We start from the raw sequence: 14487 nt of genomic DNA on the forward strand, positions 1-14487 counted from the left end.
CGGTCACCCTATGACCACAGCGTGGTCACATCATCATTTTAAGCTTCGGCTGAAGGCATCCGCACTGAGCACGTCGCTGTATTTGACTTTCAGGCTGATGGTACGCCCGCTGATCTGCTTCTCGCTCAGTTCGATGGTGAGGATCTTGTCATCGGGGAAGGTCAGCTTTCTGATGACAACGACATTCCGGTAGCCATGGAGGAACGACGGAGAGCGGTCGAGCGTGAACGCCGGTTCCAGGTCTATCGTCTGCACCGTCGTGGCCTTGGCTTTTTTCTTATCCTGAAGCTTTATCTTCAGCTGGTCGATGTCAAAGCGGATGTTCGTCCTATTATAAACAGAGAAGTCGAGGAAGAAATACTCGCTCACACTGTAGATGTTGTTCAACGCTATCTGCATCTTGTGCTTCTTCGACGAGCGGATGCCCTTGGACGGCGAGAGCCATATCCGTCGGGCATAGCGCGCCATGTCCTCCGTGGAGAGGCTGACGGCAGGATTGTCGTAACGGGTGCGCTCATCCAGCAGAATAGTCTTGTCGGTCACCGCTTCCTCCGGACGCGAGGTATAGACCAGACCGTACTGACTGCGGTAGCGCTCCGTGACGATGGTCACCACACCGAGGATGTCGCCATCGCGGTTTACCTCCACACCTTCCTTGGGCTTCAGACGGATGGTGTTGCTGATTGGCTGGTCGCCCACAACCTTGTCCGTGCTGATGTCCACGAACCTCACCGGCTCACTGGCGGTGATGACCGTCGTGATGTTCTCGTTGACGGTCAGGAGCTGCATGCAGTCCATCGTCTTTTGGGCATTCACTGCAGTGAACAGAAAGACGGACATGATGAAAAAGAGAAATCTATGCGTATTCATTGCTTTGCTGTTTTTATTGTTATCGTTTCTGCTTGTCCTTGCTGTTGATGAGATAGACCATCGTGCCGTATTTCACCCGGACCTTGTTCTTCCGTATGTTTTTCGACAGGGCATTTGAGGCCTTGCGATAGGCGTTCTGCAGTGCCTGCTGCCCCCACCGTGCCGTAGCACCAGAGACGGAGCCGTCGGTGAAGCTCATGTTCTGACCCACCGTACTGCCAGCCACATCCCTGACGGTCTCGCCGAAACTGCTCTTGGGTACATACAGACCCTCCAGCCCGTCGGTGTCGTAGATGCTCAGATGGACTTTTATCAGCTCATCCTCATAGAGCACACTCTTGATGGTGCCCTTGACACGCTGCTGGCCGAAGCCGCTGAGTGTGCCGTAGAGACAGGTGCCACGGGCTATCGTGCGCTCACCGATGTCGATATCGTCGAGAAGGCGGAAGCGGACACGGCTGCCATCGACAGCCGTTATCTCCTCATCCACAATGGCACGAATGAGCTTGTGCTGCGTCTCGTTGACGGCGATGGTGTTGAAGTATTCGGAAGTCTCCTTCTGCCGCTTCACCACCTCCTCAGCCTCTGCTTCCTCTGCAATTTCGTTCACAGCTTTATCATTGACGGTCTTCCTCTGCTCTGTCTGCTGCTCCTTCTGTTTGGCATAGTGGCTGCCCGATGTCGGTCTGTCATTGCTCCCGGCATCAGCTGCTACACCACTGCCGCGCAAGCCTTCGTCACGGGCATTGGTCAGTTTCTTCTGAAGATCCTCCAGGGTGCGCTGTTCGTCATACGTGTTGCCGTAGTGGCTGCCACTGACGTTATTGTCTTTCTGCTGCTGCTCCTTGATCTGCTCCTGCAACCGGCGTAACCGCTCCATCGACTGCCGGGCTTCGTCACTCTGCCGGTCCAAAGCAGCCACCTCGGCATCGGTGTATTGCGACTGGTACGCCTCCTTCTGTTCGTCGCCGCCACGCTCGATGTTCTCCACGGCTGACTCATCCTTGATCTTTCCGAAGTTGTTGACCATATTGCTGTACTTGTCACCGATGCCGTCGCCTTTGAGGTTGGCATCGGGCAACTTGTCGTTGTAGTACGCCGTAGTCTGCTTCTTGTCGTCCACCTCCACCTTCTCGATGTTGAAGAAGCGGAAAAAGAAATAGCCGAAGAACAGCAAGGGCAGATAGAGGATGGCTGGCAGCATGTACTTCGGCTGCCGGAAATTAATCTTGTCTGTTATTCTCATAGTTCCTGATGCTTGTAGGGTTCGACACTTGGGTTGTCCGCTCCACATGTTGCCTGCTGCCACCGTTATGGCGGCGGAAGCGCAGCTCCTTCTCCTGACGCTCCACGGCACTCGACGGCTGCCGCTTATGGCTCACCGCCGTGGACATGCGGTAGAGGTTGAGTGCCACACTGAAAAGGACAAAGCCGAAAATGATGCAAAGAAAAATCTTCGGATAGCGGGAGGCAAAGCCCTGCACCTTAGCTGCCGCCTTGTCCAGCCGCACTGTCTCCGCAAAGGTCTTTCCTGCCTTCACACTGCTGTCGTGAAGGTCCTTGTATTTCGGATCGTTTTTGTCGGGCATCTTCTCCCCGATGATGATTTTCTTGAGATTCATAGCTACTAATAATTGGATTTCGTTCTTTGGTCAAGATCCTTGTTGAGGATGGTCCTCCAGTTCACGATGAGCAGTCCGTGAGGATTGTTCTCCGTCCGCGGCACCCGCTTCAGCGCCCCCTCGGTGACGAGTTCCCGCATGAGGATAGACGTGCGTCGCTCGATACGCTGTCGGCCGTAGTAGGTGAACGTCAGACTGTCCCTGTTGAAACGGATGCTGTCGCAGAAAATGCTGAACACGGCACTCGAGCCCATGATGTTGCCGTAGAAGCCTTTCTCCTTCAAGGCGTTGTATTGGGCAAGGCCGCTCTCGTCGATGAGATACATCGCCTTCTCCATCGTGTACTTGATGTACTTGTCGTCGGGAGCCAGCGTGAAGAAATAGTGGTGGAACATCTCCACATGGCTCTTCGCCTCCACGTCGAGCGTCTCCTCCATCGTACTTCTGTTGACCAAAATCGGCACCGTGCCGTCGAGGACATAAATCTTCTTGTGGGCATCGTCAACCATGGTCCGTGCTGTCCAGATGCTGCCCAGGGAGACGACCACACAGCCTACGAGAAACAGTGAGCAGATGATAAGCACCAGTTTAATCTTGTTTTCTAAATTCTTGATAACCATAATATTGTGGATTTTATAGTTTATACTCCTAATACCTTTCCGGCAGACTGGCGCATGGACGTAGCCACACCCTCACCGAAACTTCTCGTAGAGAATGCCGTGTCGCCCTCGGGAATCATCCAGGCGGCAAGATCGGGGACGAGGTTCAGACATTTCAGTGCCACCACACTCGCTGCCATGAGATAACCGGCTGTGAAGAATGCGTTCTGCAGGTAGTTGACGACAGTCTCGTCAGAGGCAGTGACCGCCATCAGGTCGTTGTACTGGATGTTGATGACAATATCGAAGAGCAGGAGCACATAGAACCCGACGAAGTATAGCATCGCCCCGTAGAAATGGACGGTGAGGTAACGGATGATCCATTTCGCCCACGCTCCTTCCCACTTCGGCAAGAGCGAGAACGCCCATTGGATGGGTCCGAAGATGGTCAGCATGCCCAGGAGTATCTGCTGGCAGTAGATGGTGCCCCACCAGCCGATGCGGAACGTTATCAGGGCAATAAGCATGATGATCTTGTCTATCAGCATCACCAGTCCGGCAGAGGTGCTCGTCATCTCCGCCTTGACGATGTTCTTCTCGTCCTCCGCCGCGGCGTCGGCATCGGTGACGTCCTGTACGCTGCCCTGGGTAAGCAGGGCGCTCACGGCATTGCTTGCTGCCTTGATGGTGGACATCGGATCGGAAGCCTCGTCGCCGAGCTGGTACATCAGCTGCTGAACGTCGTCCATCCGGTCCTTCACCTGCGCCGCCTCCGCCTCATAGAGGTCATGGGTGTAGCTGCCGATGGCATTGGGGATGTAACTGAGGAAGTCGAGGGCGCACCACGTGCTGTTGCCTCCGCCGATGCCAGTGTCTGCCGGTGGATACCACCAGCAGAGGATGATGCTGATGGCCAAGGGCTTGAAGAGCTTCATTACGTCCAAGGGCTCGCGCCTGACCATCATCTTGTAAGCCATGTTGGCACACATGATGATGGCAAAGAGTCCGGCAAGCGCCATGGACATCTGGAGAATCCACCAGAACGGTCCCTGGCCGCCGGTGAACGTGGCGTCGGTCAGGAACTCATTCGTGCGGAATATCACGTCGTCAATCTCCTCTTCGAGAAGGTTGATGCCGAAATCTACTGCTGTGCTGTCGTTGGGCATGGTCGTAATCGTTTATGGGGTGATGATGTTATTGTCTTTATCTTTCTTGCCGGTCCTTGTCTTCATGCCATTGTCCCGCCAGCGGTTGTAGGCGGCTGTTGCGTTCTCGCCGACACGGTGCTGGAAACGGGCCAAGGAGGTAACGATCCGGTCTGCCCGCTGCTTGGTGGCAAGGAAGCGGACACGTAGGATAAGCTTGTCGTTCGTGGCGGTAATCTCGTCGTAGATGGCAAGGTACTGCTTCTGCCGCTCACTGTTGGGCATGTAGCCCTTGCGGATGGTCTTGATGGCAAAATCGTACATCCTGGACAGCTCCGTCCACGCATCAATCTCCTCGGGACTCGCCTTGCCGCTGAGAGCGCTCAGGTTATTCTTGAAGGCGAGCAGCCTGCTGTTGATCTTCTCTCCCTCCGTGAGCCAAGCGACATCCAACAGTCTGTCGGCGGTGTTCATGGCCTCAATCTTTGCCCGGCTCTCCAAGTCTTTCTGGATGCTGTCCGCCATCTCCACCTGAGGCAGCGAGGCTATCTGTGCGGCGGTACGAAGGGTATTCTTGACCGAGGTCTGCGCCTTGGCACCTTTTCTGTAACTGTTGTGCGTCAGTTTGTAATAGACTTCCGGGGTCAGACTGCCTGCCCCCAACTCCATCACCATGATCTGCCCGTACTTGGAAGCGTCATGGTTGTAGGTGACGTGCTGTGCCCACGACTGAATGCTGACCAGCATGGCTGTCAGCATGAGTAGGTGTCGTCTGCTTGTTTTCATATCGTTTCATGTTAATATCCTAATTTTCCGGCTCCTTTCCATCTGCCAAGGGCCTCTCCAGCCATCTCCCTGAGGGTCTTGGAGCGGTAGAGCTCTCCTTTCCAATAGCTTGTCCGCGCCTGGATGAACTTCCATGTCTGGAAATACGCGGCGTTGACAATGTCCTTGATGCGGTCAAGCGACCTGTTGATGTTCTCCACCATCAGCATCATCGAGGCGGGCGTGCAGCTGACCTGACCGCTGGCATAGGCGGCAAGGACAGAAACGGACGAATAGAGGTTGCGGCACTCCGTACTGAGGTTTCTGACAGCTCTGGCGTTGACGGCCAGGAGCAGCGTGTCGGCGGACTCTATACGCCGTCGCTTGATGATCTTGTCGTTGTACTCCGACAACAGTGCCTTGTATTTGCCGAGCTTGTCAGAAACATCATCATAGGTGCGATAGACGTTGAGACCGGTGCTCACCGTGCTGTAAACCAGGTCGATGATGTCGAAGGCACGCGTGTACTTGTCGAGTTCGATGTTGATGTCCCTGTACTGGCGGTGCGTCGCCTCACTGGTCTTGTGGAGCAGTTGGTTGCTCTCTTCCAGGACAGACCTTGCCAACAGCAGACTGCGCTGCTTCTTGTGGTCATTGATGTACGCCTCTATCGTCGGGATATCCCTTGGCACCTGCGCCGTGAGCCTAAGCGGAAGCCCCATCAGCATCACCGTCAGTACAGCCATCAGCCGATACCCGAAAGAACGGAGCTTATTGCCCGTATTGCTTGTATTATTGGTATTACTCATACTCCTTATATTATTAGTTGAATCAAGGGAAACGGTCATCGTCCTCCTCATCTTCTCTTTGATAATTGGCACTGCCGCCGTTTCGCATCCATCGCCGGTGGCACTGCTCGGCGATGCTGATTTTCCGGTTGCTGTCGGCATTCAGTTTGGGAGCCAGCTCCTTAGCCCAGTCCAAAAGGCTGTGGCGGTAGTGAAGGAATTTCTCTATCATGACCAAATCGGTATAGATGCGTGCCAGCCTTGCCTCGATGCCACGGGCTATCTCCAGCCGGTCGCTCGCCCACAGCAGGTGGTGGACATCCTCCGTGGTGTCCTCCTCCACTTCCTTCGATCTGGCATATTCCACCGTGACATCACAGTCGGGATGGGCTTTCTTCAGCTCGCTGATCTTCTGATTGACAATCCGGGCGTTCTCCTCATCCGACTTATTGGTATCAAGGCTCATGGTCTCTGCCACCGATGTGTCGCTCCAACTGCTCGTCAGGCTCCAGTCTATCTGTACGATGGCACGGTGAACCTTGATGCCCATGAAATACTTGGGCTTGCGGGCGATGGAGACCGTGGCCTTGAAGGTTACTGTTCCCTTGACATTTCCCACTGTGCCCTGTCTGACAAAGGTGTTGCCCGACCAGCTGCCGTTGTCTGTCCAACTGACTTGATAGGCATCCTTCATCGCCTTCATCAGTTGCGGGATGCGGTTATAGTCGTCGGTCTGCGTCTTCTCGCCGTCCTGGGCCTCCGTGATGGCCTGCCGGGTCTGTACAATCTCGTCGTTGAGGTTGTCAAGCTGCGACTGCAAGTCGGCGATTTTCTTCTTGTTGTTCTCGTAGGTTGTTCTGTACCGCTCGTAGTCCTCGCCACTGGCTCCGGACATCTTACGAAGCAGCTCACTATTCTCTTTGTTGAGCTGGTCCACCTGAGCCTGGAGGGCAGCCGCCTGCTGCTGGAGACGAACAAGACGGGCTTGCAGCTCGGCGGTCTCCACTCCACTGTCATCACTGCCCAACGATGTTCTCATGGAGCATTGACGGGTATGGGCACTGACGGTCTTGCCACAGTCGCCGCATTTATAGGTGGTGCTGCCCTTGCCCAATGTCCCCCCGTCATGACAGGTGATGCTGAATGTGGCGGATGAGGAACCGGCCAGCTTCCCGGCATCGGTAGTAGCGTAATACCGGCGGGTATCGTAACCGATATAATAGGTGTAGTCCGGCTCCTCGTTGTGTGTGCTGATATAGTCGTCCAACTCCTTGGTGTTGCTGATGTCCTGATGGTCGCCGTTGGCGTTATACTGCGTCAGGCGTGCCTGCATCTGCGCCATGAACGTGTTCCAGTCCATGCTGTAGCTGTCAAAGACTTCCTCGTAGACTTCCTCCTTGATATCCCATGACTTGCTTACCCGGATGGAATAGGCATAGGCCTTGGCATACTGGCCGCTTTTCTTCTTGCTCAGGATATAAGCTGAGGGAGAATAGTACATGTTGTAATGATAGCGTTGGTTAGCACTGTTGAGCTCCCTGACGCGCTGTCGGCTCCATCCGGCATGATTCTCAGAGTTGCAGAGGATAGCCTCATATTGTGCGCTGCTTGGCGTGAAACCGGCATCGCGGGTATTGATGCGGTACCAGTGGTCGCCATAGATAATGGCATTGTCGTCAGTCGGCGGACGATAGTCGCACAGCGTCTCGGAGCCCCGGTCACGACGGTAGATATACACGCGTTGGGTGTAGTGCCGTCCGACGGCCGCCTGACTGTAGTCGTCCAGCCAACCGGTGATGTTGTAGTCGCTGAGTTTGAACAGCTCGCTGACACTGTTCATGCCCGTCAGCTTTTCAACAAACTGCCTGGTGGATAGGTCCTTGAAGTCGCCGTACAGGTTGCTCGCATTGTCAGCAAGAGTGATCACACTCGTGGCTTTCTCAAGGAACGTCCCTCCGAAACTCGTGCCCTGGAGCAACTGGGCAAGACTGTTGCGGTAACCGGCATTGGCAAGGCCGACCCCTTTGTTGATGAGGTTGTCCAAGTCTGCCTTCAGATGGTCCTTGGTGAAACGGCCGCTGATGTCGCTGCCGATATTCTCAAAGAGATTTTTCCAGTCGACACCACCCAACTGGGTTATGTCGACGATGGCTTTCAGTTCATCGCTTAGCTCCAGAAAAGCTATATCCTTAAATCTCAGGCTGCTGTTGGTGACGACACTCTCGAACTGCTGGCACAATGACTTCACGTCCTCCGTCGTCTTCAACAGGTAGCTGCCCCAATAGATGGCGGTAGACGGATCCTCCACCATCAGACGGGCACAGGTGACCGTCTTGGGGATGATGCGCTTCGAAACGATATTGTAGATGCGCGTATAGTAATAGTTCTCCTTCTCATCGTTCCACAGGTTGAGGTCGGTCAGTGCCTTGCGTTCGAGATACTTCGAAGAGAAAATGCCGGAGCTGGCGACACCTGCCGCCTGGTAGCTGTCGTAGATCTTCTGTAGGCTCTCGTTGTGCAACGCCTCGATGACGGCTTCCGTCGCATACGCCTCAGTCATGCCCTCCATCGTCTTGTAGTCGATATTGATGCTGGCATACTGGGCCCTGACAGGGAGCACTGCCAAGGTGAGAAGGAGAATCTGTATGACGAACGTTGGTTTCATCGTAATGGGCTTATTTTCATCGTAATGGGGTTTGGGGAATTTTACGTTTTCTTCTGAAGACGGAGCACCCTGCCGGCCTTGTTTACCTTTTGGGCAAACTCCAGAGACTTGCTGATACCGGAAAGGGTCCAGTCGCGGCAATAAGCCTCTATAGCCTGCTGATGACTGCATCCGAGCTCCGACTTGTAGAGTTTCAGGGCTTCTTTCTCGGCCCGCTCCGTGGTGTAGGTCATATAACACTCCCGGGGCTCCTCCACGCCATAGACCTCACTGACGAGACCGCGGCGGATGAAGACCTCGCGGAAGAAACTGCGGCCTTCGGTATTCTCCAACCGGTTGATGGTGAATATCTTGCGGCACTCCACATCGGTGAGTCCCAGGATGGCCTTAATGTCGTCGAAACGCTCCTTGAACTTGCCTTGGTCGAGAAGGAACGTGACATCGGAGTTGTTGATGATGGCTTCCTTGACGATCGGACTGCCGATGATGTCCTGAAGCTCCTGGGTGACAACGCCCACCATGGCCCAGAACTTTCGGGCTGTCTTATAGAGATACTGAATATACTCCGCCATCATGGGAGAGGCGACGGCCTTCCATGCCTCCTCGATGACAAGGACCTTGCGGTTTTTCTTGATGCGCATCTTCTGGATGAAGACGTCCATGATGATCAGCGTGACCAGTGGGAACAGCGTCTTGTTGTCCTTGATGGTGTCAATCTCAAAAACGATGAAGGTCTCGTCGAACAGTGAGGAGTCGATGTTTTCGTTCAGCGTCCGCTCGTAGGTGCCGCCACGGTAGAACTCTGAGAGAGAGTAGTTATAGGAGGAGATGTCGATGCCGGTGATGCGGTTCTCGTTGCATATATACGGGAGGCGCGCCGTGCTGTACTCGAAGAAACTGTTGAAGGACAGTTCGCTGACAACCAGCGCGCGACGGCGGTCCTCCATCTCCGCTATTCTCTTGTTGATGCGGTTCTCCACATCCTCGTTGGTGTCTGTAGGCTTGCCCTCCGTGGCTGTCTCTATGAGCAGCTTCTTGTGGAGCGCGTCCCGCTGCGACTTGCTGTAACCCTTGAAGCCGTTGAAATAGACCTCGTAGTATTCCTTGATCACCTGCTCGATAAGCAGTTCCTCTATCTTGCTGGGGACAGCGGAATAGCCTTTCCATATGAGCATGACAAGGTTTTTAAGAAAGTCCATTTTCTCCACGTTCAGCTCCTCACGCTGGATGCGGAAGGGATTCATGGTGATGGGATGCTCCTCTGTATAGCTGATGTACTTGCCGCCTGCATACTCGCACAGCCCCTCGTAGGAGTTGCCGGTATCGACCATGACAACATCCGTCCCCTGCTCCCACAGCTGCCGGATGACGCTGTTCATATGAAAGGACTTGCCGCTGCCGCTGGGTCCGAGACAAAAGAAATTACTGTTGTCCGTGAGCTTCCTGGCACCTTCCTTGCCGGAGATGTCGATGGCCACGGGAACACCCTGCCGGTCCGTGTAATAGACCTTCAGCGGCGTGTCCTCACTCTTGGGAAGACGTTCCTTATACATCAGACAACTGGCGGCATCGCTGAGGGTTAGGAAGCGGTCGTAGTCCTTGTTGAGCGAATAACAGTTGCCGGGGAACGAGCCTACGAAGAGCTCCAGCTGGTTGTAGGCGCGCTGACTGATCTGTACGCCGATACGCCCGAAGGCGTTCTCCAGATGATTCGTGCAGCGTTGCAGGTCGGCATCGGCGGCCACGGTAACAACAAGGTTGAAATGGCAATAGACGAGCTGCTTGTTCTCGCGGGCTATCAGCTCCTCCACTTTCTTGATGTCCTCGACGGCTATCTGATTGCTGGGATTGGGAAGTGAGGCATGGCGGTTCTTTTTCTTGGCCAGCCGGCTCATCTCCTGCTTCTGACTTGGCAGGAAGACAACCTGGTTATAGACGACACTCAGCACGCCCGGGATGCTGTCAACCATCGTCATCAGGTCAACGGGCATGGTGATGTTGTTGACCTCTATATTGGTGTAAGGACGGATAAGCGTCGGCAGAACGATGTTGTCAACGTCCACGAGACTGTACATCTTGAATTTGCGCGCTCCAAGTCCGATGTGGTCGTCAGTGACCTGGAAGTTGCTCATCGACACATGCCCGTCAGTAAAATGCTGGGCAAGGTACTGGTCAGCATAATGGCGCACCTCGTCAGCGGAGAGGAAACGGGAGGAGATGCCACGGTCGCGGAGCTGGTCACGGACCTTGCCGACCTTGACAAGGAAATCCTTCCACTTGCGGCCATCGTAGCTGAAAAGCCGCTCTTTCCGGTTCTCCTGCGTGATGGTCAGAAAAGTGGTGCAGTCGGTGTACTCACGTCCCTTGAAATAGCGGAAGTAGCTATCAGAGAGATACTCACGCTTACCGTTGTCCTCTCCCCGGTATCTTTTACGGGTGAAGACATCCTGCTTATGGATGGCATAACCCTCTCCAAGGGTGGCCATCAGAGAGGTCAGAACATTGGCGTAGGCATTGTACTCGGCGGTGTCGGCACAGTGCTTCTGTACGGGGTTGCGCATGGAAAGGACAGCGGACAGCTCACCGGTCTTGGTATAGAGCACGCCCATTCCCTCTATGTCCTCAATGGAGAAGTAAATCTCCTTGAAGATCTTGGCGCGCTTGCTGCCCGTACCGAAGCAATAAACAGACACTGCCATGCCCAGACAGACGGCCACGAAGAAGATTATAACGTATAATGTCATCACTTTTTCTTTAAGTTCTCAATGATGTTTGCAGACAGGGGCAGACATCGGATATGACCGTCCGTGCCCGCCCCTTTCATTCAACAGTGTTGCAGTTCCAGCATCATGCAATCGTCATGATTACAGGCGCTCACGGCAGGCGAAGACATACAGCCCCCTGCCGATTTTCTTTGAGTAAAGGCCCTTGCGCTGCTTGACCAGTATCAGGGCAATGCCGACAGTGATGGTCACAGCGGCAAAGACCAGGGCCAGCAGAAAGCCCAAAAGAGCATAGACGAGCATGAAGCCTAAGATGGCGACAGCGGCAGTAATACCGGCCCAGGTGATGTACCGACCCTGCAGTCCCATGAACTCCAGCGGCCGCTGGAGCCCCTTGAACATCTGGCATTCCATCTGTGAGTCACTCATCTGTGTCATAGCCCGTGGGGATCAGCCTCCGATACCGAAGAAGAGAGGAAGGGCATTGGCTGCCGCAATGAGGAAGATGCAGGCTCCGACAATCATCATGATCTTCTTCTTGACATCCTGCTCCTCATTGTTCATCGCGATATAGACGGAGATGGCTCCGACAATGGCGACGACACCGGCAAGGGCGTAACAGAGATTGACGACGTAGGGCACGTACTTCACGAGCTCCGTGGCAACCTCTTCAAGGGCGTTGGTACCCGCATCATAGCCAGTACCGGCAAGCGTCTGTGCCAGAGCCTGCATGGAAGTACCGAACAGGGCAGCGACGGCAATGATGAATGCCTTTGCCTTGTCGCAGACGAAAGAGGCAGCTGCCTTCACTTTGGAAACGGCTTTGCTAATAATTTTTTTCATTGGCAATTAAAATTTAGTTGTACATTTGTGAATGGTTTTCCTATTTTGTCGCGCGTAAATAGTCTAAAAGATAAAGTTCATGTCCTGGTAGCCATAAAGGGCGGGCATGACGATGGAGGCTCCGATGATGAAGAGGATGCCGCCAAAGAGCATCATCAGACTCTTGGTGATGTCCCCCTCATGGTAGTTCATCTTGATGCAGATCTGCAAGGCGGAGATGATGACCATGATGCTTGCCACCGCATAGAGTATCTCGACGGTATAAATCATCATGGTACCGACGAAGGCCGTGGCCTCGGCAAGGCCGTCGGCTCCCCAGGAGTAGTCTACCGATCCGCAACGGGCATGGGAGGCTCTGAAGATGCCGAGCATGACGGCCAGAATCATATACCGCCGGCTATTGGGGTCAACACTGCGTGTATTCATCTCTTTTGTCAATATTCAAGGATTCTGCATTGTTTCGTATAATGTTGCTGAGATCCTTTGATTTGAAAAGGTTGCCCAGGATGGTGTTCTTCTTCATGTTCTTGTTGATACCTTCTAATCTTTGTGCGATTTCGTCATTGGCGGAAGTGCCGACACAGCTCTTGACTTCGTATTGCGGCTCAACCAGCTCCTGATTAAACACTTCCGCCTCGACGAAAGGGCGTGCTTCCTGCTCCGGCTTCTGACCATCGATGAATCCGACAGACGGGATGAGTACTTCGCTATTGTCCGGTGCCGAGGACTTCTCTTGGGGTGCTGACTCCGAATGAGCTTCCTGAGACTCATTGCTTCCTGCGGGGCGGTTGTCTGCCTCGGTGATTTCTGGCGCATCAGATGCCGGTAGCAGTTCATCCTCGGCTTTAGCCGTGATATCCGTCTCGTCGGCCTCAGTGATTTGCTCTTGCTCCGGTGAGGATGATGTGCCGGTGATGTCGAAACCTCCGGTCTCCACATTCTCGGTGACTGTCCTCGGCCGGACAACGGTACTGTCGTCCTCGTCCCCAAGGGGTATGTTCTCCGTAGAGCCACTGTCTTTCCTGGACTTGGCGTGCAATTCCATGTAGATGGCGGCTGAGAAATACAGAATCTCAGCGATGGTGAGAACGATGGCAAAAATTATAAATGGACTCATAGTCGCGTCTTTTTGTAATGAATATGATTATATTTCCACCACAAAAATAGCACGTTTCTATAGTATAGACTGGAAAAGCTATTGTCAAACAGCACAATAGAGGCTTAAATTGAAGAATTGGTTCGATGAAAAAATAGTGATAGAACCAACATTACGGAATAAGACAGCAAGAGCGGCAAGCTGCCGAATGACGCTTGCCGCTCCTGCTCAATTAAGGACAACGAGTTCAGAACAAATCGATGGCTTTCCGCTTCGAATTCTCTTCGATGACCCCGTGTTTCCGCTCATAGCCGTCAATGGCCTTGATGAAGGCTGCTTCAACGACATCCTTGATTTGAAGTCCCTCGCGTGTGGCGATGGTGCGGATCTTCTTCAGGACACCGGAATCGACAATTGTGCAGAACCTCTCCTGGTTGCGGGCAAGCTCCAACGTTTTTTGCCGGAGTCTGTCTTTACCCGCCGTGTGCTTATTTCCCTTCCCGGGAACCTGTTTATCGGGAGTGTTCTCCTGTATGCTGTCAGTGTTTCCCGTCAGCCCCGTAAACAGGGCATCCAGATCGTTATTTTTCATACTGCCACCTCCTTTTCCTCATTCATGCGTTCCAGGAATTCCTCAGCCAAAGATGTATAGTCCTTGGCTCCATTGCTGCCGGAAGCATAGTCAAGGATGTTGCGGTTCTGCAACGGTGCTTCTGCAAGTCGCACGTTCTTGCGAATCTTGCTTCGGTAGACAACATCTCCTTCCCACACTCTGAGCCGTTCCTCTATGCCGCGGGAAAGCTTGCTGTTCTCCCAACGCGTGATGACAATGCCTGAGATATGGGCTTGGGGATTGAGCTTCTGGCGTACCATGCTGATGAAGTCGCTCATCATCGTCAGTCCTTTGAAAGGAAGGACTTCGGAGATCAGAGGGATGAGAACATCCGTTGACGCAGTGATGGCATTCAATGTGACAAGTCCCAAAGACGGCGGACAGTCCAGGAGCACAAAGTCATAGTTGTCTTCAACTTTGGCTTTGGATAGAAGACCAGCCAGAATGTGCTCGCGCGCTATGGCGGTTGAAAGCTCCACATCCGCCATGGCCAGCGTCAGGGAGGCGGGTACGAGATGAAGGCGGTTGTTCACAGATACTATAGGCAAACAGTCTGTCTTGCCTGTCAATGCCTCATAGATAGAGGGACCGTCTATAGAGGCGACCAGGGAAGCCGTAAGATTGGCCTGTGCATCCAGGTCTACAAGCAGGACACGATGCCCCTTCACCGACAGGATGCTGCCAAGATTGGCAACAGTGGTCGTTTTGCCGACACCACCCTTATGGTTGGCTACGGCTATGATTTTTGTTTTCATCTA

At 53.7% G+C, this 14487-nt stretch carries 15 protein-coding genes; all 15 read right to left on the reverse strand.

What is annotated here, in order from left to right:
• Window positions 1–33: 33 nt before the first annotated feature.
• On the reverse strand, window positions 34–870 hold the full coding sequence (gene traN, locus G604_RS0107995; RefSeq protein WP_028910105.1) for a conjugative transposon protein TraN: 837 nt from the start codon (window positions 868–870) through the stop codon (window positions 34–36).
• Window positions 871–889: 19 nt separating this feature from the next.
• Entirely contained in the window at window positions 890–2116 is a 1227-nt protein-coding gene (traM, locus tag G604_RS0108000) for a conjugative transposon protein TraM (protein ID WP_028910106.1), read from the reverse strand.
• Window positions 2094–2492, reverse strand: coding sequence for a hypothetical protein (locus tag G604_RS13940; RefSeq protein ID WP_051220305.1), 399 nt, complete (start codon window positions 2490–2492; stop codon window positions 2094–2096). Before G604_RS13940 ends, traM begins: the two co-directional genes overlap by 23 nt.
• Window positions 2493–2497: 5 nt before the next feature.
• Window positions 2498–3112, reverse strand: a complete 615-nt coding sequence (gene traK / locus G604_RS0108010; protein ID WP_028910107.1) for a conjugative transposon protein TraK — start codon at window positions 3110–3112, stop codon at window positions 2498–2500.
• Between the two features lie 20 nt (window positions 3113–3132).
• Window positions 3133–4257 carry a hypothetical protein gene (locus G604_RS0108015; protein WP_028910108.1) on the reverse strand — a complete coding sequence of 375 codons (1125 nt, stop codon included), beginning with the start codon at window positions 4255–4257 and terminating at the stop codon, window positions 3133–3135.
• Window positions 4258–4269: 12 nt separating this feature from the next.
• Window positions 4270–5022 (reverse strand): DUF5045 domain-containing protein, encoded by a 753-nt coding sequence (locus G604_RS0108020; RefSeq protein WP_081657710.1) that lies wholly within the window; start codon window positions 5020–5022, stop codon window positions 4270–4272.
• A gap of 11 nt (window positions 5023–5033) precedes the next feature.
• Window positions 5034–5810: a hypothetical protein gene (locus tag G604_RS0108025; RefSeq protein ID WP_231376096.1), complete on the reverse strand. Its 777-nt coding sequence runs from the start codon at window positions 5808–5810 to the stop codon at window positions 5034–5036.
• 22 nt (window positions 5811–5832) lie between these two features.
• On the reverse strand, window positions 5833–8454 hold the full coding sequence (locus G604_RS0108030) for a hypothetical protein (RefSeq protein ID WP_028910111.1): 2622 nt from the start codon (window positions 8452–8454) through the stop codon (window positions 5833–5835).
• A gap of 41 nt (window positions 8455–8495) precedes the next feature.
• On the reverse strand, window positions 8496–11198 hold the full coding sequence (locus G604_RS0108035) for a helicase HerA domain-containing protein (RefSeq protein WP_028910112.1): 2703 nt from the start codon (window positions 11196–11198) through the stop codon (window positions 8496–8498).
• Window positions 11199–11318: 120 nt separating this feature from the next.
• Window positions 11319–11615 carry a hypothetical protein gene (locus G604_RS0108040; RefSeq protein WP_051220306.1) on the reverse strand — a complete coding sequence of 99 codons (297 nt, stop codon included), beginning with the start codon at window positions 11613–11615 and terminating at the stop codon, window positions 11319–11321.
• Between the two features lie 12 nt (window positions 11616–11627).
• Window positions 11628–12020, reverse strand: coding sequence for a DUF4134 domain-containing protein (locus tag G604_RS0108045; protein ID WP_081657711.1), 393 nt, complete (start codon window positions 12018–12020; stop codon window positions 11628–11630).
• A gap of 63 nt (window positions 12021–12083) precedes the next feature.
• Window positions 12084–12407: a DUF4134 family protein gene (locus G604_RS0108050; RefSeq protein WP_028910115.1), complete on the reverse strand. Its 324-nt coding sequence runs from the start codon at window positions 12405–12407 to the stop codon at window positions 12084–12086.
• Window positions 12408–12426: 19 nt separating this feature from the next.
• Window positions 12427–13137, reverse strand: coding sequence for a hypothetical protein (locus G604_RS0108055; RefSeq protein WP_028910116.1), 711 nt, complete (start codon window positions 13135–13137; stop codon window positions 12427–12429).
• 226 nt (window positions 13138–13363) lie between these two features.
• Entirely contained in the window at window positions 13364–13708 is a 345-nt protein-coding gene (locus G604_RS0108060) for a hypothetical protein (protein WP_028910117.1), read from the reverse strand.
• Window positions 13705–14484 (reverse strand): ParA family protein, encoded by a 780-nt coding sequence (locus G604_RS0108065; protein ID WP_028910118.1) that lies wholly within the window; start codon window positions 14482–14484, stop codon window positions 13705–13707. The genes G604_RS0108060 and G604_RS0108065 overlap by 4 nt, the downstream gene beginning before the upstream one ends.
• Between the last annotated feature and the right edge of the window lie 3 nt (window positions 14485–14487).

Source organism: Prevotella sp. AGR2160, assembly GCF_000424185.1.
Classification (GTDB): Bacteria; Bacteroidota; Bacteroidia; order Bacteroidales; family Bacteroidaceae; genus Prevotella.